19 protein-coding genes are annotated in these 24,918 nt (G+C 42.8%); all 19 read right to left on the bottom strand.

Annotated elements, in window-relative coordinates; genetic code table 11:
• Positions 1-9: 9 nt before the first annotated feature.
• Complete coding sequence (locus B5F25_RS11675; RefSeq protein ID WP_087249722.1) at positions 10-2,418, bottom strand: TonB-dependent receptor; 2,409 nt, start codon at positions 2,416-2,418, stop codon at positions 10-12.
• Positions 2,415-3,254: an ATP-binding protein gene (locus B5F25_RS11670; protein ID WP_013617817.1), complete on the bottom strand. Its 840-nt coding sequence runs from the start codon at positions 3,252-3,254 to the stop codon at positions 2,415-2,417. The genes B5F25_RS11675 and B5F25_RS11670 overlap by 4 nt, the downstream gene beginning before the upstream one ends.
• Positions 3,255-3,288: 34 nt before the next feature.
• Positions 3,289-6,303 carry a sensor histidine kinase gene (locus B5F25_RS11665; protein WP_087249720.1) on the bottom strand — a complete coding sequence of 1,005 codons (3,015 nt, stop codon included), beginning with the start codon at positions 6,301-6,303 and terminating at the stop codon, positions 3,289-3,291.
• Positions 6,304-6,308: 5 nt separating this feature from the next.
• Positions 6,309-7,859: a WD40 repeat domain-containing protein gene (locus B5F25_RS11660; protein ID WP_140406924.1), complete on the bottom strand. Its 1,551-nt coding sequence runs from the start codon at positions 7,857-7,859 to the stop codon at positions 6,309-6,311.
• Between the two features lie 190 nt (positions 7,860-8,049).
• Entirely contained in the window at positions 8,050-8,610 is a 561-nt protein-coding gene (locus B5F25_RS11655; protein ID WP_239473396.1) for a DJ-1/PfpI family protein, read from the bottom strand.
• Positions 8,600-9,013 (bottom strand): ATP-binding protein, encoded by a 414-nt coding sequence (locus B5F25_RS11650; protein WP_087207884.1) that lies wholly within the window; start codon positions 9,011-9,013, stop codon positions 8,600-8,602. The genes B5F25_RS11655 and B5F25_RS11650 overlap by 11 nt, the downstream gene beginning before the upstream one ends.
• Positions 9,014-9,025: 12 nt before the next feature.
• Complete coding sequence (locus B5F25_RS11645) at positions 9,026-9,337, bottom strand: STAS domain-containing protein (protein WP_013617822.1); 312 nt, start codon at positions 9,335-9,337, stop codon at positions 9,026-9,028.
• Positions 9,338-9,380: 43 nt separating this feature from the next.
• A complete protein-coding gene (gene glgX / locus B5F25_RS11640; RefSeq protein ID WP_087249714.1) occupies positions 9,381-11,498 on the bottom strand; it encodes a glycogen debranching protein GlgX in 2,118 nt (705 codons plus the stop codon).
• A gap of 2 nt (positions 11,499-11,500) precedes the next feature.
• Complete coding sequence (locus B5F25_RS11635; protein ID WP_022039552.1) at positions 11,501-11,809, bottom strand: STAS domain-containing protein; 309 nt, start codon at positions 11,807-11,809, stop codon at positions 11,501-11,503.
• A gap of 6 nt (positions 11,810-11,815) precedes the next feature.
• The gene (locus B5F25_RS11630; RefSeq protein WP_087249712.1) at positions 11,816-13,672 is read right to left on the bottom strand and encodes an AGE family epimerase/isomerase; all 1,857 of its coding nucleotides are present in this window, start codon (positions 13,670-13,672) and stop codon (positions 11,816-11,818) included.
• A 30-nt stretch (positions 13,673-13,702) separates the two neighbouring features.
• Positions 13,703-14,869, bottom strand: coding sequence for a SpoIIE family protein phosphatase (locus B5F25_RS11625; RefSeq protein ID WP_013617826.1), 1,167 nt, complete (start codon positions 14,867-14,869; stop codon positions 13,703-13,705).
• 59 nt (positions 14,870-14,928) lie between these two features.
• A complete protein-coding gene (locus B5F25_RS11620) occupies positions 14,929-16,122 on the bottom strand; it encodes an MFS transporter (protein ID WP_087249710.1) in 1,194 nt (397 codons plus the stop codon).
• 416 nt (positions 16,123-16,538) lie between these two features.
• Positions 16,539-18,197, bottom strand: coding sequence for a thiamine pyrophosphate-binding protein (locus B5F25_RS11615; RefSeq protein ID WP_022039556.1), 1,659 nt, complete (start codon positions 18,195-18,197; stop codon positions 16,539-16,541).
• Positions 18,198-18,225: 28 nt separating this feature from the next.
• Positions 18,226-18,465 (bottom strand): hypothetical protein, encoded by a 240-nt coding sequence (locus B5F25_RS11610; RefSeq protein ID WP_013617830.1) that lies wholly within the window; start codon positions 18,463-18,465, stop codon positions 18,226-18,228.
• Positions 18,466-18,537: 72 nt separating this feature from the next.
• A complete protein-coding gene (locus B5F25_RS11605) occupies positions 18,538-19,311 on the bottom strand; it encodes a type 1 glutamine amidotransferase domain-containing protein (protein ID WP_013617831.1) in 774 nt (257 codons plus the stop codon).
• A 59-nt stretch (positions 19,312-19,370) separates the two neighbouring features.
• Positions 19,371-20,684: a hypothetical protein gene (locus tag B5F25_RS11600; protein WP_087249708.1), complete on the bottom strand. Its 1,314-nt coding sequence runs from the start codon at positions 20,682-20,684 to the stop codon at positions 19,371-19,373.
• 15 nt (positions 20,685-20,699) lie between these two features.
• Positions 20,700-22,187, bottom strand: a complete 1,488-nt coding sequence (locus B5F25_RS11595) for a hypothetical protein (RefSeq protein WP_087249706.1) — start codon at positions 22,185-22,187, stop codon at positions 20,700-20,702.
• 33 nt (positions 22,188-22,220) lie between these two features.
• Entirely contained in the window at positions 22,221-22,562 is a 342-nt protein-coding gene (locus B5F25_RS11590) for a cupin domain-containing protein (protein WP_013617834.1), read from the bottom strand.
• Between the two features lie 34 nt (positions 22,563-22,596).
• Complete coding sequence (locus tag B5F25_RS11585; protein WP_087249704.1) at positions 22,597-23,892, bottom strand: hypothetical protein; 1,296 nt, start codon at positions 23,890-23,892, stop codon at positions 22,597-22,599.
• Between the last annotated feature and the right edge of the window lie 1,026 nt (positions 23,893-24,918).

Here is a 24,918-nt window from a genome sequence, read left to right as displayed (position 1 = left end):
TTTTTAACATCAAAATTTATAAGAAACTTTCAATAAGAAACTTATTGACTGCTGGGGAGAAGGAATAGCTTTCCGAGCCCCTCCTTGATAATATTTCAAATTAAACAAATTATAGACATTAGCTGATAATGAGACCTTTTTATATAAATAATCAGCACCCGCATTAAAAATAGCATACGGACTTAACTCATGTTCAAGGTCATTTATCACATTTTCTCCAATATAGGCAGATTGTATCGGAGATATTTGTTTCGAATAGACCGTTGCATTAATCCTAGCATAAGCATTCCCATATTTAGCATCCTTCAGAAACTGATAACGATACATCCCTCCAAGTCTAAATTTAGGGATATGATGAATATAAGAACCTGTAGCAGCATAATTCGTATTATCCAACAACCATTGATAAGACATATTCAAATAAGCCAGTGAACGAGCATTTGAATAAGAAACAACTTCTTCAATCCCTATAACGTCTATACCACCTGAATTGTAATATGTCGGAATTGAATAATCCAAATAAATCAAATCTGACAGACGGTTATAGTACAAATTCGTCTCATATTTCAAACGAAGTGAAGGAATAGAATGATTGAAAGTCAACTGGATTGCATCCAGTTGTTCCGGTCCAAGATTATTTCCTCCCGGATACGTTGTTGTATTCGATCCACGATATAAATAAGGTGCATCTACAAATGAATGAGAATAACCCAACTTCAGATTCACATTGGAATTAATATGGTAAATAAGAGAAAGACGAGGTGAACACACATTCAATTTTTTACCATTATACCGGTGCTTGTAATCATAACGCAACCCTCCATTAAAAATGAAATATCTTCCAATGTTGGTCTTCAACTGAGTAAAGGCAGAAAAATTAAACTCTTTTCCCAATAACAAGAATCTATTCTGATTTGAATAAGTGACCAATATTCTATCAAAATTATCTCCAACAGACATATTACAATCCTTTAATGTATAACTTTCAACTTGCATTCCAACGAGCAAGGAACCTTTCCATATATTTTTCTGAAAGTCATAATTGGTCTGCATAATAGCTCCATAAGTATAGTCACGTAACGATTGAACTTGGTAAACTCCTCGTTGACGAATTTTCGTTTTATCAATATTATCCAATATTTCATTATCTCGAATAGGAATCCTCTCTCTATCAGCAGGCAATATACTATCCCCCCCAACATCATAATTAGAAATATTTTCTAAATCAATATAAACATTGAGTTTACTATGCCAATTATCCCTCCATGATTTTTCATAAGACAAATCAATATGTGTAGCTTTTCGAGTATGCCCAGGTTTCGAACCATTCATGTTCCGATATTTATCATACGAATACAACCCTTGAAACAAAACCGAATTATAAGAAGGAACTTTTTTCGAATGCTGCGTATTAAACATGAACTTAAATTCATTCCATTGAGCCGAAAAACCTATATCATACGCAGGTTGATGATTATAACCATCTATATACATATAGCCGGAACGGAGAATTTTACCATAAAAATCCTTATCACCCACGTCTACATAACGCTTTTCACCTTGTGATGTATACACCGAAGCCCAAGCAAGAAAATCAATTCCTAATCCACTTTTCCCCATTAAGAAGTCAGCACGATACGTATGATTAGTACCTATTCCTGCCGAGAGCTGTACACCATCAACCTCACGTCCCTTTTTTGTAATGATATTAACCACCGCTGTTAATGCCACATTACCATACAGAGAAGAGGCTGGACCTCGTAACACTTCTATCTGTTTGATTTTATCAAGGCTGGTACGATAATCAGGCGCTTCCGAATTAGTGGTACGACTATTTAGCCTGTGCCCATCCAGCATGATTAAAATCTTTTCCTGGGACGATGAATACACGCCATGCATGGCTACATTCATCTCATCACCTTCAACAAGCGACATTCCTGGCACATACAAAGTCAATAAATCGGCCAATGTCCTTGCCCCCGATGCCTTAATCATCTCTTCCGTTATCAATGTAACCGGTACCGGAGCTTCTTCTATGGATTCCGCTTGCTGAGATGCTGTAGTAATAGTTGTCTCTTCACCTCGTTTCAGACGTTCTATCATATCTGCAAAGCGCAAGGGGTCATGGATGGATGTGCTATAATACGGGTCTTCTTTCAAAAGGAGAGAAGCATACTTTTCAGCATCCTGTACATAGTCTTTTCCTAAATAGCACAACGAAAGCAAGCGGTAGGCACTGGTCTTCAATGCCCCGTCAAACCCTGTGATATTCTCATTCAACAAACGAATGGAAGCATCAAAATGTCCTATGGTATATTCTTCTTCTGCCTGCATATAAATCTGGCGCAGCTCACTATCGTCTTGCGCCCATGCCATGGATGCCGCCAGCAAAAAGAAAGTAACAATCCATTTTCTCATGCTTTAATCGGTATTATTAATGAAAATGTAGTAAACCGGCCTTCTTCTGAATCAAACTCAATGCGTCCGTGATGTTTCTCCTCAATGATACTACGGGTGATAAACATTCCCAGCCCCGTACCTTGTCCTGTAGGCTTGGTCGTAAAGAAAGTCTCGAACAGCCGTTGTTTCACTTCAGGGCTCATCCCTACCCCATTATCGGTGATTGAGATAACCAACTCTTCCGCCTGCCGTGCCACCTTGACCGAGACCGTCGGCTTATAGTCGGCATCCCCGTTCTGCGCCTTATCCCACACAGCATAACAAGCATTGTTCATCACATTCAGTACGGCACGGCTTAAATCCTGAGGCACTACAGACATCATCGGAATATCCTTTCCATAATCTTCCAAGATAGAGATATTAAAATTCTTCAGATTTGCCCGCATCGCATGATACGAAAGCCATACATATTCCTTTACCAGCTTGCATACATCCGTCGGAATAAACTCGTCTTCTTTCCCACGCGAATACAATAATATATTCTGAATGATGCTGATAGCCCGGTCGCCATGTTCCTTTATCTTTTGCAGGTTCTCTTTCAGGCTTTCCATTATATCCCGGATATCCTCTACGTCATCCCCGTCAATATCTGCCGTATTGGCTTCGATATCTTCTTCCAAATCTTTTATCAAGTCTCCAGAAAGCTTGCTGAAATTGATGACAAAGTTCAACGGATTACGTATCTCGTGTACGATTCCTGCCGTAAGCAAACCCAATGTAGCCATTTTTTCCTGCTGCCTTAACTGGTCTTGCAAACTTTCTACCTGCCGCTTCAATTGTTCTATCGTTTCCATATCTTGAGATTTTTGAGTTAATCTTTTTGTTTTCTTAATTATTCTCTTCCCCTTTCTCATCCGCATCATTCTTTTTCCCATTTTCCGGATGGTGGACAGGTACAGAAATAACAAATTCGGTATATTCATTCTTAACCGATTGTATAGTGATGTCCCCGCCATGATTGAGTATGATTTCCCGGCTAAGATACATACCTACTCCCACCGCTTCTGCCGTAGTTTTCGTGGTAAAGAACGGATCAAATACCTTGTCTATAATAGAGGACTCAATGCCAACACCATTATCATAAATACTTACTTTCGCCTGGCTTGAATCGGCATCAATGAAAACCCGCAACCGTATCAAGGGTTCGAAAGCCTTACCTTGCTGACGTTTTTTCCGAAGCGCATACATGCTATTTGCCAGCATACTCATCACAACCTTGCTGAACTGTTCTGCATCCACTTCCGCTACAACCATCGCTTCCTTATCCGGTGATTCTATCCGGATATGACACTCAGCTATATCTTCGGCGTAATACGCATGAAGCATCTCTATATTCTTACGGCAAATCGATGCCAGATTGATCAGCGTCGGATTCACACTCCGGTCTTTCAGCATTTCCTCCATTGCTTTCAATATACGCGTCGTATTCAACCCATGTTCTTCAATCTTCTTCAGGTTCGTATTCAGCATATCAAGTGCGTCAACGGAATCTTCGTAAATGTCCGAAGTCATATTCTCCTGGTCATCGTCCAGGTTATCCTTGATGTCTTTTACCAGCCCGATGCTCATGTGCGAGAAATTGTTCACATAATTCATCGGGTTCAGAATACGGTCTACAAGCCCTTTGGTCAACGTACCCACCGTAGCCATCTTCTCTTGACGGATAAGCTGGTATTGAGCCTTGCTCAAATCATCGAGGGCAACCTCCAACTTTTTGGATTTTTCTTCAATCTCGTCCTTCTGATTACGTATTTGCGAGGTCCGTTCTTCCACGATATGCTCCAAACGCATCTTCTCCGCCAAAAGCCGGCGCATACGCCACCTTATCAAAAACAGGATGAGCAATGAAAGCGCAACGATATACAATACGATGCTATACCAACGTACATAAACAGGATAACGCACGGTTAAAGGCAATGTCAATGATTCCGTTGTACGCCCGTACCGGTCGCGTGCCATAACCTGAAATGTATAACGTCCCGAACGTGGATTGGCAAAACGTGCCGAAGTCTCCGTACTCCAATCCGACCATTCCTCACCGGCATCCAACCGGTAACGGTACTCCGTTGCACCCAGAACGGAAAACAAATCCGAAGAGAAATACACCTTGATATCACGGATGCCGCTATTAAATGTAAGCTCTTTAAAAGGAAGCGTAACCCCCAGGCGGTCTCCCTCATCAAATCCGCCCCATACCACCGAATCATTATCAATCACAATGCGCCGAAGATATACATGAGACTTCTTCGCATAATCCGGTTCTTTCATCGCCATATCCCAATGAATCAGTCCGAAATTTCCTCCCAACCATACATCATCCCCGTCGGTCTCCATGGTTCCTATTGTCAAATCATGTATGGGACGCAAAAGGGCATTTATCTCCTCCATCCCTTGTTTTTTGGTGTATATATGCAGGTTTTTCCCGTCATTATTCGTTCCCCAGACACGCCGGCCCGGCTCGGGATAAACAAACTGGGGATATTGGATATCCGAAGACCACAAAGAGCGGTCCGCCACTTCTACCAGCTTTTTCCCTGCCTTATCCCACTTAAACAACCCTACATGGCTCAACACAAATATGATTCCATTCTGGACGAAAAGCGTATTGTTAAAACTGTCTTTCTCCCCTTTGGCATTTTCGGGAGCCAGAATAACATACCCGGAATAGTCTCCTTCGCAACGGAACACCTGGCCATAAATATTCCTTACCCACAACGTCTTATCGTCATCTACATAAAAATAGGTAGCCTTCTCGATAATGTTCAGCTGTTTCCTTTCACCCTGCCGGACCTGATAAACACCGTCCACTTCACCCGCATAATACGTTCCATCTCCGCAAACATAGGCAGAAAGCGTATGGCTGTCCGTTATTTGCCGTGCCTGCCTGCCATATACGGCATACAAGCCGCCAGCCGTAGAAGCATAGACATTCCCTGCCGCATCTTGCTGGAGCTGCCAACAGGCATGCTGGATTGCCCGAATCGGTTCAAAAACATCACCTTCCTTGTAGAACAAGCCTTGCAAAGTGCCTACGTAAAGCCCGTCGGCGGTATGGCAAATGGACTGCACTTCACCCGATAAGCCCTCGTTAGAGCGGAAATAAGTATATGCCGTATGTATATTTACTAAAAAAAGACCATTATCGGTAGCTCCCCACACATAACCAGACGAGTCTGCATAAATGCCATTCACATTGTTATTGCACAACCCGTTTTGCTCTGTCAGCGCATACACTTCATTCCCCTCTTTATCCAACATCACAAAACCATTTCCAGCCGTAGCCAACAAGACCGAGCCATTCTCCAGCGTCAACCGCTTGTTTACCAATGCCTCTTTATAATACCGGATATCATCGGATTTGTCCTGATTAACAATAAAACCGTCCATGGAATCATCCTGAATATCCGCATCACCCAGCGAAGTCGTAACATAAATCTTCCCATCCTTCTCCCCGATATCCGTCACTTCGCCCAAAAAGCCTTTATTGTTTTTAGAGAATACCATCTGCAATTCCAGTTCTCCATTCCCGCCTGAGGTCAGATATCCGAACAGATTGTATCCGCCTACCCAGATTCGTCCCCGGTTATCCTTAAATAATTTCGTAATCCGGAATACCCCCGGAGCATGAATCGTATGCCACTCCGTCTGGTCGTAATACAATACCCCTTCGAAATTGGCAACATACACCCGGCCGCTATCATCACTCACAATATCAAAATTACGGTTGTGCGCATGATAAACCGCAGGAGAATAATTGACAAAGAAAGGAATCCCGTCCTTTGCCTCTATTTGCCCTATACCGGCAAGCAGCAAAAACACCAGACACAGAAGATATCGTTTCATCGTCTTCAATCTTTAATTTTATTTACTAATTTAAGCCGTATGCGGGGAACATTACGCCCTACATAATACGACCATTCATCATCGGTAAAATCCCGCTTCAGTTTGCTTTGGATAAGAGCAGCCATCTCATCGGGAGAAATCATGATACGCGACACTGCTCCACTCTCATCTCCTGTCCATATCGTATTATCTTCCGCCATGCAAATGCAATGCACCCATCCGGATAAAATCTTCAACGATACCGCCTCCTGCTTGCTGGCACTGATGTCCCACAAGCTTACGGTGCAATCATAACTGGAAGAGAACAAGTATTGCCCTTTAAATTCAAGTTGAGTTATACGGGAACGATGCCCCACAAGCGATTTTACCACATTCCCCGTCTCATCTATCAGATAAATATTTCCATTCTCTACTCCGACCGCTCCCATTTTCAAGTCAGACGACCAGGAAAAAGCCGTAACTTGCTCTTTAATAAAATGTTCCTGAGGAACCAGTTCCCCTTCACGCCCTATCCTCCATAAGCCGTTTTCCTTACCGAATGCCAACCATTGGTTTTCTTTACATCCCAAAGCGGCAAGAGGTTCTGATAGAGAAATGGTTTTCTTTATCCGGTCCTCCTTCTTATCATATATATAAAGGTGCATAGCCGAAGCCAAAAGCAGCTGTCCGTCGCCGAAAGGAACAATCCTCATCCACCCGTTATCTTCCGGCAAGAGAAAGGTCTCTGCCGATTTCCCGTTTATGACAAGCATCCTCCCATCGTATGACAAGGCATACACCACATTATTTTCATCCCAATAAACATCTCTGAAACTATACTCCGGATTGCTGAACAACACTTCATTCCCAGCAAATCCCTCATCATAACGCCATCGGTTCACCTCTCCATAGTTACTCACCGAGACATAACTGTTTTTACCGTCCGAAGACTGAACTATCTTCGTGACACCTCCCTTATGGAGATTCCTGGACACAAAACTTTCACTGGTCTGTCCCAAGGCATTAAAAATAACAGGCTGATACACATTTCCTTTATACTCGGATGTATATTTCCACGAAGCATACGCAAGCAAAGCCGCCACATCTTTATTGCCAGCCCTGTATTGCACATTGGAAAGCAAAGCCAAAGCACGTCCCAATGCCACATTGCTCAACGTATCAGCCACATTCCTTGCATATTCGGCACGAAGTTGTTGTTGTACGGCAAGCTCACGCTGGTTCTCCGCCATATTTCTAGCTTCAACCGCATTGCGGGAAAAAGCTTCCGCCTTTTTCTGCTCTTCTTCGGCACGTATGCGCATCTGCTCGGCCACTCCCATCTGGAATACCGCTTCTTCGCGTTGCTTCTCGGAAATATCTTTTTGCTGATAAGCTATGTCTTCCATCTGTTTGCTGATACGTTCCACCACATACGACTTACCTTCTTTTTCCTTATACTCATCCAGCTGAGCCCGTAAAGCATCCACCCGCCGGGATAAGCCGATATTGAAATATCCCAATATCACCACCACAACGAGAAGAAAAACACTCAAGATATGCCAACCATGCTTTTTCACTTCGAATTTCAGTATATATCATTTAACAAAGAAAACGAAACTGGCTCCGATGGCTTATGAAGCCAGTTCCGCCGTCCGATGGAACTATCTCCGTCCGCCCATGCAAGTATATGCGTTTTTACCAGCAACAAGCCGGCCTTACGACATACCCACACTTGCGGACAAAAGAAACGTCCCCTTTTAATAGGTTTTATTTGCTTGCCAACGCTTTCAATATCTCGGAAGCCAGCAAATAACAATGCCCTCCGGTGCGCGCCGAAACCAAGTCTCCGTCGATCACAACATCTGCATCAACATACTCTACACCATAGTTCTTGGCATCGCCCAACAGATTATTATGCACGGTCATCTTTCTTCCTTTCACCAGTTCGGCTACAGGAGAGAACAACCACAAGCCGTGGCAAATCACTCCCTTAACGATGTCCTTGCGCGCAAATACTTTTTGCAAGAACACACATGCAGGAGGAAGCTTCGTCACATCTTCGGTATACCGAAGACGGTCTGACACCATACCTGCAGGCACGATAATAGCTGCATAATCATTAAGAGCCTCATCATCAAGCGCCTCAAAGCTCTCATTACAATAAAACGGTGCCCTGAATTCATGCCCGCTAAACGTAATGCCCTCGTTGCCCCAAAGACGGGACAGAAAATGAACCTCATACCCGGCTTCCTTGAAACGGAACTGATAATAGAAGATTTCATTTTCATAGAAATCGCTTTCTATAAGTATTCCTATCTTATTTTTCATCATCAATCTTTTTCTTGATAGTCAATATATTTTCATTACCTACATGTTCATACGACACTTTATCCATCATCTGAACCGTAAGGAAGATTCCAAGTCCCCCTATCTGGCGTTCTTCCAGCGGAAGAGAAACATCCGGCATATCCCTTTCCAACGGATTGAACGGCACACCTCCATCAATAAACTTCAGCGTGATGCATCCGTCGGCCTTCTCTATCTGAATCTTCAGATAACCTTCCACGCCTTCAGGGTAAGCATAACTTACCACATTGACCACCAGTTCCTCGCAAACCAGATGAATGGCATACAATTCCTTGGTGCATGATGCCACCTCCCCGGTCTGGAGGATGGCATCAATGATTTCTTCCGTTCTGCCTGCAATAGGCTTGAAAACCAATTCTTTCATAGCATTACCTGCTTACTTGCTTACGAAAGAAATGTAGTTCTGCAGACCTGTCATTTCAAACACGCTACGGATATCAGCAGCGCAATTCACAAACTCAATTACAGGGTTTCCGCCCAATTTCTGCTTGGCAAAAATAATGGTACGTATACCGCTACTGGCAATATAAGCCAGCTTGGTGGCATCAAAGACAACTTTTTCTATGCCCTTGCCTTTGTATCCGTTCAATTCTTCCATAAGGGCAGGAGCATTGCCTGTAGTAAGCTGGTCACCTAAAACGATAGTCAAGGTATTACCTTCCTGATTGATTACAAATTGATTATCCATATCTTTTTAATTTATAATTTTACAATTTACTATTTACAGTTTTCTATTTCCCAACCAAAATCATGATAGAACGCGGCCCTACCAGGATTTCCTGCTGGTTTTCAATCATACACTCTTCTCCCGGTTCGCAAATATCGTCCGGAGCAGCCATTTCCGTATTGGCAAATACATGCCATGCCATGCCTTCGGGCAATTGCGGGAGTTCGAACCCATGCATGTCCCAATGCATATTCATGGCTACATAAATAAAATCATCAGGCACTCCGTCTGTCTCCGCATACCGCCCGTTCAGCATAAAGGCTGCGGTCAGATTGTTATATCCGGTATCAGGACGCCATGCTTTTACACCGTGCCATGAGAAATCGGGATATCCCAGATTACGGTAATCACAATGCCCGAAATGATATTCGAAACGCAATGCTTTATGAGCCTGACGGAAGCGGATAATCTTACGGAAGTAATTATAAATGTCCTCATTCTTCTGCAGATTCGTCCAGTCGATCCATCCGATTTCATTATCCTGACAATAAGCATTGTTATTTCCATATTGGGTATTCCCCATTTCGTCACCCGATAATATCATCGGAATACCCTGGCTTACCATCAACAAGGATATTGCATTCTTTATCTGTTTATGACGCAGGTAATTGATTCCCGCATCTTCACATTCGCCTTCCCAGCCGCAATTCCAGCTATTGTTATTGTCTTCTCCATCCCGGTTGTCCTCGCCATTCGCTTCATTGTGCTTGCCATTATACGATACAAGATCCATCAATGTAAATCCGTCATGGGCTGTAATAAAGTTCACACTTGCCTTAATGCCCCGGTTTTGAGAGGCATACAAGTCGGCTGAACCTGCGATACGTTCTTTCACATCGCCCAATACATGTTCGTCACCTTTCAGGAACCTGCGGATGCTATCCCGGTATTTCCCGTTCCATTCCGCCCAGCGCCCCCATGAAGGAAATGCACCTACCTGATACAAGCCTCCGGCATCCCATGCCTCAGCTATCAATTTGGTTTTACCCAAAATAGGGTCATGAGCCAATGACTCCAGCAAAGGCGGATTAGGCATCGGACATCCATTCTGGTCACGTCCCAAGATAGCCGCCAAATCGAAACGGAATCCATCCACGTGATAATCGGTTACCCAATAACGCAAGCTTTCTACAATCATATCCCGCACATTGGGGTTATTGCAATTCAACGTATTTCCGCACCCGCTGAAATTGAAATAATATCCATCCGGTGTCAGCATATAATAAGTCTTATTATCAATACCCCGATACGAGATATAAGGACCATTCTCATTCCCTTCTGCCGTATGGTTGAAAACCACATCCAGGATAACTTCAATGCCATTCGCATGAAGTTGCTTGATAAGATTTTTCAATTCATCCACCTGCATACCGAAACGCCCGGTAGATGCGTATGCGGCTTTAGGGGCAAAGAAGCCTACATTGCTATATCCCCATACGTTGTAAAGCATATGCCCGTCAACCGGAGAAGGCTTGCTGTTCTCAAATTCGTCAAACTCATGAATCGGCATCAATTCCACGCAATTCACGCCTAACTCCTTCAAATAAGGAATCTTTTCGGCTATGCCGGCAAAGGTCCCGGGATGTTTCACATTCGCATTTGCGCCACAAGTGAAATTACGGATATGCATTTCGTAAATGACCAATTCATTCACCGGCGTTTCCAAGGGAAGGTCGTCTTCCCAATCAAAGTCATCACAAACCACACGGGCACGGTATTGGTATACATTGTCCCAATCGGGCTGGGCACCCCATACGTCACGTCCTGCAATCAGCTTGGCATACGGGTCCATCAAGATTTTCGTCTTATCAAAACGATGCCCTTCTTCCGGATTCCATGGACCATCCATCCGATAGCCGTATTCAATGTTCTCGAAATCCAAATCAAAAACCATCATCGAGAATACATTTCCCATCTTGAATTCCTTCAGGAAAGGTATTTCGACAAACGGTTCCGGTTCATGATTATGGAAAAGAACCAACGTACAAGCCGTAGCGTAACGGGAATAGACCGAAAAATTGACGGCATTTCCCATTACCGTAGCTCCAAAAGGATAAGGACGCCCTGTACGCAATTTCAATCCTTTATATTCATGCGTCGGAAATAAATCTACTCGCTGCATACTTACCCTATTTGAGTTTGACACTCTTCTACTGTATCGAAGTATTTAAAGAAATGTTCGAAGCCTGTAATAGCCATTACTTCCCTCACCTCTTTAGATACACCTACCAAGTACACATTCAAGCCATTGGATGCAGCTACTTTATAAGCATAAAGCATGACACGCAATCCGGCACTCGATACATACTTACATTCAGACAAGTCCAAAATCACACTTTTGTTTTCATCCAAAATAGACAATATGACTTGCTGTTCTTCTTTGCTGGATGAAGCGTCCAACACAGAACCTACTTTATGAACTTCCGCACTCATCTTTTTTCAATCTTTAGGAACAATAACGACTTTGACTTTCGGACGATATTCTACGGCAGGCAGCTGTATGGTCAACTTATCTGCATCGAAATTCTTCCATTCCCGTCCGTCAATCCATACTTCCTGCAATTTCACGCTTCCTACAGGCAAGATATCGGGTTGTACACGCAATACATTATCCTTGAAACCATTTACCATAGGTTTGAAATATAAGGTCAACGGTTTCTTGGTATTCAGCAAATTGGTATAAGTAGCTGCCAGATAAGCTAATTCTACTGAATGGTAAGCACTCATCGAGTGGCTTCCCTTCTTACGTTCCGTACCCAGCAGGTAAGGCAAGCCATTAGCCAATACATTGAAATAAACGGCTCCGTCTTCATGGTCAAGGAAATAAGTATTATAGAAGGCAGCTGATTCACGTGCATATTTCAAATATTCCTCTTTGCCATAGATACCATACAGAATCTCGTATGCCAAAATCGCCTGCTCCTGTTGCCACCATGCCTTACGGTCGTGCCATGCGAAACGATAATATTCTTGATTGCCATGCAAACGGCGTTCCATCACATCATACCAACCGCCACGCTGTACGTCCAAACCTACTTGAGGCATGACCTCTGCAATATGCTGGGCAAATTCTTCATACGATTTCTTCGGGCAGATGCTATTGATACGCATCAAGTTCCATGCAATCTTCAGATTATGCCCCACTACCGCACGGTCTTGTTGCCATCCCCATGTCAGGTCATGACTCCAATCGTCCATAAAGCGCTCATTTACAAACGGGCTATTCTCATAATCCGGGAAATGTGTAGTGATAGTATCGGCTGTATATTCCAAGAAATCCTTGTATTTCTTTTCCTCAGTAGCCAGATACAAGTTAATCAAATAAGCAGGAGCATGATCACCTACAGAGTTCCAGTTCTTACGCTTCCGGTTCGGGCCAAGGCTTGAACTGTCCGGACTCAACAATACCGGGTCTATATGCGAATAATATCCTTCTCCTTTCTTATCCTTGAAGAAACGTTCGAAAAGGTCGATAGTCAATTCAGCATCGCGCAAAATAGAAGGGTCACCGTTCACACGGTAAGTCTGAATCGGACCAGCCAATGCATAAATCTGCTCATACATCGGGATGGCATCGTAATCATCGCCAAACTCAGAAGTAAAGATTTTCTTTTCTTTGTCCCCATCAATGTCAATGCCATGATACCAATAAACCACATTCTCATCTACATCGTAGAAACGCATGTGTTTTTTCAAGTATTCCACACCTTTTTCAGCTGTTTCCAAGAAAATGTCTTCTCCGGTCAGCATAAAAGCGGAAGCCATACCGTAAATCATACGTGAAATCGTATCGGTTTCCTGGCGGAAAGAGTTCACTTCCCGTTTGCCGCCCAGGCTTACCGCCGTACGGTATTTTTCATAATCGATTTCACCATCACCGAACTGCGCACGGACAAAAAAGTTACAGATACTTTTTGCCTGATTAGCCCACCAGTTTGATTCTTCAAAACGGAACTTACCTAATTCTCTTTCCGGAAAATCTATCTGTTTTGCTTCAAATGTATACTGCCCGTCATGTTGGGGATAGAAAATACCAAAGACAAAAGCCATACGGCCATTTTGAGACAAAAGCTGATAAAGATTACCAGTAGCATCCTGGTAAGGTTCGTCCAAATTACGCATCAAACGCGCAAATGTAGTATCTGTTAACAATACAGGGAAAGAACGTTTATCTGTTGTTGTCAACGTAAAACATTTCTCACTTTCATTAAAATCGCTTACATATCCGGCAATCAGATCTGTAAATTCAAACTGCATCTTATCGGCAGGTTTGAATACTTTAAAATTGTCTTTCATAAAAAAAGGTCTTTTATTGTACTACATGTGTTATTTCAATCGTTTCAATATCAACATCGTAATGTCATCGCTTTGAGGTTCGTTCCCAACAAAATCCTTCAAGTCTTCCAAAATAGCTTCCGCTATTTCTTCGCTCCCTGCACCCGGTACACTCTTCAAGGTTTTCTCTAATCCGCTTTCCGAAAACATTTCCCGGTTTTCATTAAAGGCTTCTGTCACACCATCGGTGTAGAGAATCAACGTGTCTCCCGGCTCCAAAGTCAAGCTCGAATTTGTATAGACAAAATCATCAAATACGCCTACGATGAAATTCTTGGAAAGCGGTAATGGTTCTACGGTATTATTCTTACGCAATAAATACGGAGGATTGTGCCCTGCATTCGTATAGTCCACCTCGCCGGTCTTGATATTGTAAATACCATAAAAGACCGTTACAAACATTGAGTCAAGACTTTCGTTACACAACAATTTATTAGCATAATTGATGCATTCATGAGAAGGGACTCCCCTGATGCCTGTAGCACGAATCAACGTCCGGCTTACTGCCATAAACAAGGATGCCGGGACACCTTTCCCCGATACATCGGCTATTACAAAGCCGATTCGTTCTTCGTCTATCTGGAAAAAGTCGTAGAAATCTCCACCCACATCTTTCGCCGGAGTCATTGAGGCATAAATGTCAACAACATCAGCCAACTTAGGGAATGGCGGAAATTTACGAGGCAATATAGCCTGCTGAATCTCACCAGCCACCGCTAAATCATTTTTAATAGACTCCAACTGATCATGTTCATTCTGCGATTCTCTGACAAAATTTATTTGCTCAATCGCCTTTTCTATCGTGCGTGACAAATCATCCAAATCAATCGGTTTAGTAGCGAAATCAAATGCACCGTTGTTCATCGCCGAACGGATGTTGTCCATATCGCCGTATGCCGACACCATAATGCATTTCAATGCCGGATTCCTCATCTCGTTGATGCGGGTCAACAAAGTAAGCCCATCCATTTCGGGCATATTGATATCACTCAAAATAATATCAAAGTCTTTCTTTTCCAACACCAATTGCAAGGCTTCCAAACCATTATGCGCAAAGGTGAACTCGTATTCACCCTTGCGGATTTTCCGACGAAAATACTGGGTCAACAGTATTTCCAAGTCCTGTTCATCGTCTACGCTTAAAATTTTAATTGCCATATCTTATTCATTCTAATAATTTATACCTTTAAATTCTTTCTACCTCACTTCGTAAATATTCAATTTTCTAGTGGTTTTTTCGGCAAAGTATGAGCAAATGCCACCACCAAAAAACCGATTATCACAGAAGTAACGGCACACACAATAAAACGCATTCTACCAGAACCATCCATCGAATTATCTACAAACAAGTCCGTATAAAGCGGAGACACAAATTGTCCCACTTGAGCCACCGACATGATAATAGCTACTCCTAAAGTCCGCTGGCGCGGAGTGACAATGCGCGGCAAGAAAAGAGAAATGGGAGGCAAAGCAAAGCCGCCGCCAAGCCCCACGACCAAACATCCTGCCATCAAGACGCCATACGAATGAGAGCAAGCGATAATGACATATCCTGCCGCCATTATCACCGTGGCAAAAGGCATGGTCCAGTCTTTCAGATTCCGCATAATCCAAGCCAACAACACACCGGCAATAATCGCCGGGATACGCATCAGAGAAAGCGCATAGCCACACTCTTTCGCATTGCCGATACCCTCCACGTCCATAAACAACGCCAAGTCGGTATTTATCACAAAATAACAAGCAAATATCATCATGGCAAAAAACGCTAAAACAAATATCTTCTTATTCATTCCCGTTTTCCTGCCTGCACCACCTGCAGCATTTTTGGGGGAAGCCAACGGTGGAATAGAAGGCATAAACAAAGTGGTCAATACGATTGATATAACCACAAAGGCGTAACACAAGAACGAATAACGCCACGAAATACTTGCCAACACACCCGACAAACTCATAAAAAGCAAACCGCCCAACTGGTTAAAAGAGCCTTGTAAGCCCAAAAGCTTGCTACGTTTATTGGTATCCGGAGCAAAATCAAATATCAGTGAAGTGGATAAAGGAGTCATAATGCCTAGACCTATTCCGAAAAACAAACGCATTAACAACAAAAGCCGGAAATCGTTCACAAAACCTCCAGCCACACCAAATACAAGAAAAAGTATCATCCCGGTAAGCAAAAGCTTTTTCTTGTCTATCTTAGCGGTAAGACGCGCGGAAAACAATCCTATCGGCATCATTATCAACGTAGGCAAGGTTAAAACCAACTTGGCTTGTGTTTCCGAAATATGCGGGAATGCATCCCGTATAGCAGCCAAGGCAGGAGATACCGCCGTAGGTGCCATAATAGTAAGCACAGATACCGATAAAATAGACGGTATCAACATTTTCGAATATTTCTTTGTCTCTTCCATTTTTATATTCAATTATCCTCCCATTTTTTATAAGAACATGCGGACAGGCTTGCCTACAGTCACACTCAAGCGCAGATAATTCACCACGCCTCCTATATACGAAGGCTTATCCGCATTGTAACGACAAAGCATCATTGATAAACAACTTTCTGCCAAACACATGTGCCGATGATGAACCGGCATTATCATTCAGGAAAGATATGGTAGAATAAATATTTGTCCGATCCGGCAAAAGAATTTTCCGTGCCATGAATGTCCGTATTCAACCTGATTAATATGTCCGGAAAATGAATATATACTTCATAAGCAATTCCAGTTAACTGCTACAGCCCACGAAGATAACTGACTTGGCAAAGTCAGTATATATTCATTTTGCACATCATTGCTCCGGTTCATTACGGACATGCATTTTTTATTTATACCCTTCCCAAACTGAAAGGCGGATACACTTCACTATCTACCAACACATCAATAATGCAAGGCTTGTTCAACGCGATGGCATCCTGCAACGCCGGCAAGAATTCTTCCAATTTTTCTACCCTATATCCTTTCGCTCCACATGCTTCGGCATACTTCACAAAATCCGGATTCTCAAACTGCATATATGCCTCGTCATTATACATATTCAGCAAGAACTTCTTGATGATATTAAATTCACTGTTATTGAATATAATCCAAATAACAGGAATGTTATATTGCACTGCAGTCATCAATTCGAATCCTGCCATCTGATAGCATCCATCACCCACGCCTGCAATCACCACTTTATCCGGATTAGCGCATTTCACTCCCAAGCAGCCGTTCGTATGGCTTGCCATAGGTCCGAAACTTCCCGGATTCTGATAGCGCTGATTCTTATTCAACTGCAAATAACAGCTCAACCACAACATGTGCGAACCGGCATCACCCATTACAATGGCATTGTCTGGCAGATTCTGAGACAAGACACGGACGATATCTCCCGGAAAAATCCGTTGGGCATCTGTATGCACCGGTTCCTCATAATAATGCCCGTTGGGCAATGCACCGATTTGCAAGGAGGGCAAATCACGTTTCTCCAATAAAGGCAATAACTCCTGAAGTGCCAATTTGATATCGCTTACCACCGCTACATCAGCTTTATACACTTTATTGATTTCAGCCGGATCAATATTCACATGAATCAACTGTTTATTCGCATATAAATCCGGTTGGAATGAGAATGTAGCATTTTGAGCGAACGAATTTCCCATTGCGAGCACGACTTCCGCCTCCTGAAAATACGTATTAGCCGCCTTGTCACCCGATGTTCCATACATGCCTAAACACAAAGGATGATTCTCCGGCAATAATCCTTTGGCATCCATTGTCTGGACAAACGGTATTTGATACCTTTCTATTAATTGGAGCAATTCGCCGGATGCCTCACTACGCACGCAACCATAACCAATCATCGCCAGCACTTTCTTATTCTTACTGATTGCATCAGCCAATGCATCCGCCGCTTTTTGCAGAGCTTCTTCCGTTGCCTTAACCGCTTTTACACGGATGTTAATCGGGCGGAAATTGGTTACTTCTGCCGTAGTCACATCTTTCGGTATATGGATATGCACCGGTCCCGGACGCCCGTCGAATGCTGTATTTATAGCGTCTTCCAAGATATCACACGTATCTTCTGCCCGCTCCAATACATACGATTTTTTGGTCGTAGCCGAAAACATCACCTGCGAATCAGGCGTACGACTCAATCCTGTAGACTCGTTCAACGCACCTTTTCCCCGTTGTCCCATTGAAGTATATCCTGTTATAGCCAATATGGGCAACGAATCGGATAATGCTACCGCCATGCCTGAGAACAAATTAAACGCACCCGGACCTCCCGTCGCAAAGCACACACCCAAATTATTCGGGTTAAACATAGTGTAGCCACATGCCATGAACGACGCCGCCTGCTCATTGCGGATAATAACGGTCTTTATTTTTTTCGAATCGCGCAGAGCCAACAACATAGAGGCGTTTACCTGTCCGCTCCCTCCAAATACATAGCTCACGCCGATATCTTCCAGTGCTTTTACGATGGTTTGGTTTACATCCATAATAAATCCTTTTTATTATATGTTAGTTTTACTTCTGTTTATCAGCCCACTCATCCTCGTTAAACTTTGCTTTCGCGCTTTTAGGAGGATTTTCAGAAAATAATTTTCCGCCTGTAGCTGCCTCGTTCAAACCGTATCCGTTAAAAAAAAGATAAATACGGTCTTTGGGCACTCCGCTTACTTCGGAAAAGGTAGAGATGAACTTATCGGCTACAATCTTCTTTTGCTCGTCGGTCATCTCAATGCTATGAATTATTATTGCCGGCATTTTGCTTTTGGATTTAAAAAAGGAATAAGTCATGTGCGGAATTAACCCCACACATGACTCTCCTTATAATTATTATTTAAGAGAATTCAACACTTTCACAATCATATCACCGTATGCGATAGATGATTCTACCGAAGTACCGGTAATAAACGGATGATCATAATAAACTTGCGGGTCTTCACGACTTGCATTGATACGTGCTATACAAGCGCCGTTAGGACCTACTGCGTCACGAACCAAATCTTCGATAGGCCACAAGAATCCCGGAGTAATCACATTCGTACCGCAGTTATCAGGAGTTGCACCATACAATTCGTATGACATAGCCATACCCGGACCATAGAAATCCCATGCACGTGGATGAGCACAAATCTTCTTGCCATACACAATCGACTTATAATCATTTTCCGGGTCGCGGAGGAATACCAATGTAGAAACGGCATAGCACAATGCAGCCACAATCTTACCGCTCTTATAAGCATCCATAATCAGCTTATGCAATTCCCAGCAATTACACATATCCAACATAGCACCCGGACCGCCAGTCAAAGCAATCGCGTCATAATCAGCCATGTTTACTTCTGAGAATTTCAACGGATGTGCCCATTCTTCACCATCTACCAATTCCTTGCAGCGGTCGCAAACTTCTTTCGGATTAGTCTTGATATTCTGTACACCGTCTACAAAATCAGGGTCTACACTGATTTGGAAAGGAAGCGGTTTCTTTCCTTGCGGAGTAGCCAAAGTCACTTCAAAACCAGCTTTCTTACATGCATCCCACGGAGCCTGCAATTCCTCACCCCATGAACCATAATTCGTTGCAATAATTAAAACTTTCTTTGCCATAATCTCAATAGGTATTTAAAATTAAACATACAGGGGAAAAACCTGCTTTTTTAACACTCTTATTTTGTAATAACCAATTTATCCGCATTCAGAACTTGGAAGGTATCGCCACGTTGCATCGCCTCGTCACGCTGATAAACCAAGCTTTCAGCTTTTACATCCGGCACGGCATTATCTCCCGTCAGTGTCAAACGAGTATGCGCGAAATCAAAGATTCCGCTATTGCAGACAAACAAATCTTTCGTTTCTGTAAAGTTCCGGGCTTCCGTATGCCATTCGCCTATCTCTACATGATACGGAAAATCTTTAGCCGACTGAGCGTTTACGCCCACTTCCGCTACCAGAAAATCATAGGGACCCGACTTTGACACCGTAATCGAGCCGGTATTTTCCATGCGATGAATATGTTCTTCCTTGCCTACCATCTCGCTATAGATACCGAACGCAACCGCCTTCGGAGTAGAAGCCTCGCTTCCTTCCAAATGAATCTTCACCGTACCCTTATTGACCAAAGGAGGAACAAGCTGGGTATTCGGCAATGAATGTTCATAAAAAGCACATGCCAAAGGATAAGATTGGTACAAGAACGACACCTTATTAACAATGAAATGCGCACGCGAAACAATATCAATATCTCCGGCATTAATCAAATGCGTATTGGCAAAACGGGCTATCGTCATGATTCTTCCTGTCGAATTGATTCGGATAGAACCATAATTGGCAATCGTTCCGCCAATACCTGTTGTAGCCAACACACGGACGGTAGAAGCCTTCTCGACATCCACATTGATTTTCCCGTTATTGATGATGGTCACATTATTGACCGGAAGAGCGATGACACGAGTCTGTGTATCGAATGAACCGTTACCCAACAATTCGATAGTCCCATTATTGATAACCGTCGAATTCTCACCCGCCAACAACGTTTCTCCATATACAGCCGTTTCCAAATCCTTCTCCTGATCGAAATAAATCCGGATAATTCCCTCGTTGATAATGGTCGAATCCTTACCGGCAGCCATGGCAAAACATTTCACGAAACGATATGTTCCGTTCGGGTCATCAGGCGTAGCTTTTACTTGCGCCTTATAAGCGTCAACAATGTCATGCATATGTATCTCGATGACGCCTTCATTTATCAAAGTCGCATTCGGAGCCAAACGCTGCTGTCCCGGATTTTCTTCATCATCCATCAATGCCGCCAAAGCATACAGAACAATATTACGCCCCTTAAGCACTTTACCGGCGGCAATCGCCTGCTCAGTAATATCTGCTACATTACCTGCCTCTGGCTTAGTGATAACCAGATGTTCACGGTTGACATAATACCCTGCGCTCCCTACACGGACACTTTTTCTTACTATATTTTCCATATTCTATTTTCTGTTTTATTTGTCAGACAAAGACACCTGATTATTTTCTTTATCCCATGTCAGATTAACATTGCTTTCATCAGCTGCTTTTATCTCAAAGTTTTCATATCCGGAATACTCATAACGGAACATCGTTCTTCCTCCATTATAAAGCAATGCTTCCGGAGCTACACTGTAAGAAGTTCCGTCCACATAATCTTCTCCTTTCTTCAACAGCAATTCTCCTCCGCCAAAATCCATATTGACACCTTGACCGTAAAACAAATCCTGAGTCTGGGAAAAATCGCGTAACGTCGTATTCCAACGTCCCAGCTTTATGCAGCAAGTTTCTTCTCTTACCGCAGGACGGGTAATGAATCCAGCCTCTGCCATCCTGAAATCTACCGGACCACTTTGCGACACTTCGATGCTTCCATCATTGATGACATTCACCTGCAAATCTCCACCGCCGGCACCCATCAAGTCACAATACATGCCATAACCTTGACTTACCGAATTAGAGCGTTCACTTCCTTCAATGGCAATGCTGATACTGCCCCGGTTCACCAAAGAAGGCATCTGCGTACGTCCGCCCGACAAAGGGTCGTACATCGCACAAACGACAGGATTCTCAGCGTTGCCCACAGCGGTATATCCTTCAGGAAGGTCAACCATGGTCAAGTCAACCACACCATTGTTTATCAAATTAGAATCCCCGTAACGGGTCATGCAAAGTATATAACCAGGCAACCGCATCTGCATCGTACCATCGTTTATCACATTCGATTTAGTACCGCCCGTAGTAATCATACGCGCGTCTTCACACATATCCAATTCTGCGGTCATGACACCGTTATTGAATGCGGAAATGCTATTACCGAATGTTGCCATACCACGCAAACGGGTAGCTACAGAACCGTTTCCATAAAAATGAATTTCGCCGTTATTAATCATCGATGAGTTTCCGCCTCCGTTCATTCCCATGACATAAATCGTAGAAGTCACAGACGGATCATGGTCAAAATACACATTGATGACCCCTTCATTAATAATCGTACTATTCGTTCCGACAAACATGGCGATCAAACGAAGATAAGTATAAGGACGTTCCGGGTCATCCGGAGTCTGAATCTGGTCCTTATACCGTTCCACTAAGTCTTTGGTATGAATGGTAATGGTTCCCCGGTTGATAAGCACTACATCCTCTACCGTATTCAACGTATCCATTGCAAGCATCCCGCCATTATCCGTAAAGTTAATGCCAGCCATAGCGCAACAATTAAGCGTTGTCTCCGTCACACGGCCACTTGTCGTCAGAATAGTGGAAGTCATTTCGAATACCACATCGTCCTCGCTCACCCCCAAGACAATATCTTTCGTATTGACCACCGTAGCACCCGACTCGCCCGTTATCAATATTTCTTCCTCTCCTTCCGGAACGAATGCAGGCTCTTCATCCTCCGAGCAAGACGATATGGCAAACAGCAATATGCCCCAAAACCATAATCCAATAAATTTTTTCATCGAGAATCAACTGTTTTGGTCCGATACTCATGCTTATTTATCCCACGGAAAAACCGTCTTGACTGGAGCGAACACATCAATGGCTTCTGTCTCACCGATAGCTACAAAACCATGAGGCACATCTGCGGGAACCAAATAAGCATCACCTTCTTTCAGTTCGTATTCCTTATCGCCAATCGTAAGGCGGAAACCACCCTTGATGACATATCCGAATTGTTCCTGCGGATGCGTATGCATACCTACCACACTTTGGTCAGACATATTCCAGTGCAATACATTCAGATTCTTGCCCATGGCGAAATCTTGACGGATTACACCTTTACCCATATCTACTTTTTCTACTTCTTTGTGATTAATCACCATCTTGTTGTCCATAATTTTCTGCATTTTAATTGTATAACATAAATTCTTACTTACTGATTATACATGTGTCACCCCGATGCAAAGCAACAGGAAGCTGATAAACCAATTCAGATACATCAGGCCGTACACCTCCATCCTCCAATATTAAGTTTAGCTCCGATAAGTCAAAACACGCACTTTGGCACACGAACAAGTCGTGTGTCTGCGAGAAGTCACGGCTGTGCGTTTTCCACGTACCGATTTTCAACTTCACCGGATTGTCTTCTTTCAACTGCATGTTCACGCCCAATTCTCCCGTTACATAATTCACAGGCCCTTCTTGAGTTACTTCCACTGTCCCTTCATTGGAAACGAAACGAACTGGAGTTTCCCCATTATCTTTATTTTCCATCTGATAATAAAATCCGAAAGCAATCGCATCAGGACCAGAAGCTTTGCTACCTATCAAATGCACCTTAATCACTCCCCTATTGACTATCGGACTCGGCAATAAAGCACCCGGACGGAAATGCTCATACATACCCGTGGCCATTGGTGGGAAATTAAATAAATAAGGAATCTTCCCTTCAATCAAAGTGGCCAATGAAGTAACATAAATTTCACCGTCATTAAGCATTTGTGTACCTGTCACGCTTCCCATCGTCATCACACGTCCGGCCACACGCACTTCAATACGCCCTTTATTCCAAAGCGAACCATACATACCGGCTGTATGTAACACACGGGTTTGGAAAGCACGTTCCACATCTACCGTAATCAGTCCTTCATTCACCACATGCAAATGGTCGGCTACACCTCCTACACCACGCACCAATGCTTGCCAGGAACCATTGCCATAGAAATGAATTTCGCCTTTATTAACCAACATCGAATCAGCTTCCGCCCACATGGCACAACAATACATCGTAGTCTCGGCATCGGCGTCATGATCCATATAGACATTAATGACACCTTCGTTTATCAATACCGAATTTGCACCTGCAGCCATTGCATACCCACGCAAGGCATCTACCTGATAAGCATCCCCACACCGCTGTGCATTCCGAATATGAGCAGCATACAATTCTTTGAAATGAATGTCAATGACACCTTTATTTATAAGGGTAGCATTCGGAGCCAACATCATATCTCCTGGCGAAGAAGGATCTTCCGTCAATGCCACCAATCCACAAATCACATTATTCTGCAGCTTCCGGCTGACATTGAATTGTGCTCCGGCGGCATAACGGTAAATAAACAGATTCTGTTCCGAGGCATCTTCTATGCTTAAATGAAGTTCATTGACAGCATAAGCTCCTTCTCCAACTATCATCGCTTGAGGTGATACGATATTTTGTTTCATATCCGATTCCTGTTTTATTCAATTCATAAAATTATTTTTAGCAATAAGCCCACATTACTCAAATGCATTTCAAAACTAGCACAAATCAAAAACTTAACCAATCTCCGACTTCTATATCTTATATCAAAAAGTCCGGAAAGATGTATCAAAAGCCTATTAGCACAGTATCAAAATATCCTAAATGAATATCAAAAAGTCTATTTATCACTACTTGCCAGTGATTTACAACAGCCGGCAACATGCAATATATAATACATCACTTTTTCAGATTACATTTTAAACCTATTTTGTCTGAACACAAAATTCACCCATTAAATAAGAAATAAAATGTATCTTATGGGCGTAAATATACTTATTATAGTAAAACAAAATTGGTTTGCGAAAAATTCTTGATGTATTGTCATCCTGTATTGTCATCCTGAACGAACGTGAAGGATCTCGTGTACATCCACGTGGGCGCATCCGAGATGCTTCACTTCGTTACCAATGACGAATTTACAATTTGTCATAATCGAATGGGTTTTCCGCAGGAAATAGGCACTCAGCATGACAAATGATTTTTCGCAATTTATTTCTGATTGACTATATTTTATCAAAATGCAATCTTTTTAATGTATATTCATCATATTAAGAACAAAGTTAGTCAGTACAAGTTAACATGCCCTACAAAGCAGGCTAGAAAAGTTTCATGAAAATCACCACTATGTCTCACGAAAATCACATCAGGAAAGCAATAAACTGATTATCAAAAGATCTCTCCTTTCAGAAACTGTTTTGAATTAATCAAAGAATCAAAACAGTTAAAGTTGCTGATTGGGTCATATTATCAATCCAAGCGGTATCTTTTTATAGTTTCCATCTCAAAACCGTACGTTCTCCAATTGAAAACCGTACGTTCTCGATATGAAAACCGTACGGTTTCCATATGGAGAACGTAAAAAGAAGACAGTTTGAAACAGATACTGAACCTTTCAATCATACATTGATTTGTATCTGTCCAACAAACTTATCGGAGAAATTAAGAAG

Source organism: Bacteroides sp. An19, from assembly GCF_002160215.1.
Lineage (GTDB): Bacteria > Bacteroidota > Bacteroidia > Bacteroidales > Bacteroidaceae > Phocaeicola > Phocaeicola intestinalis.
Note: the sequence above shows the minus strand (reverse complement) of the source record. Positions and strands in the feature narration are given on the sequence as shown.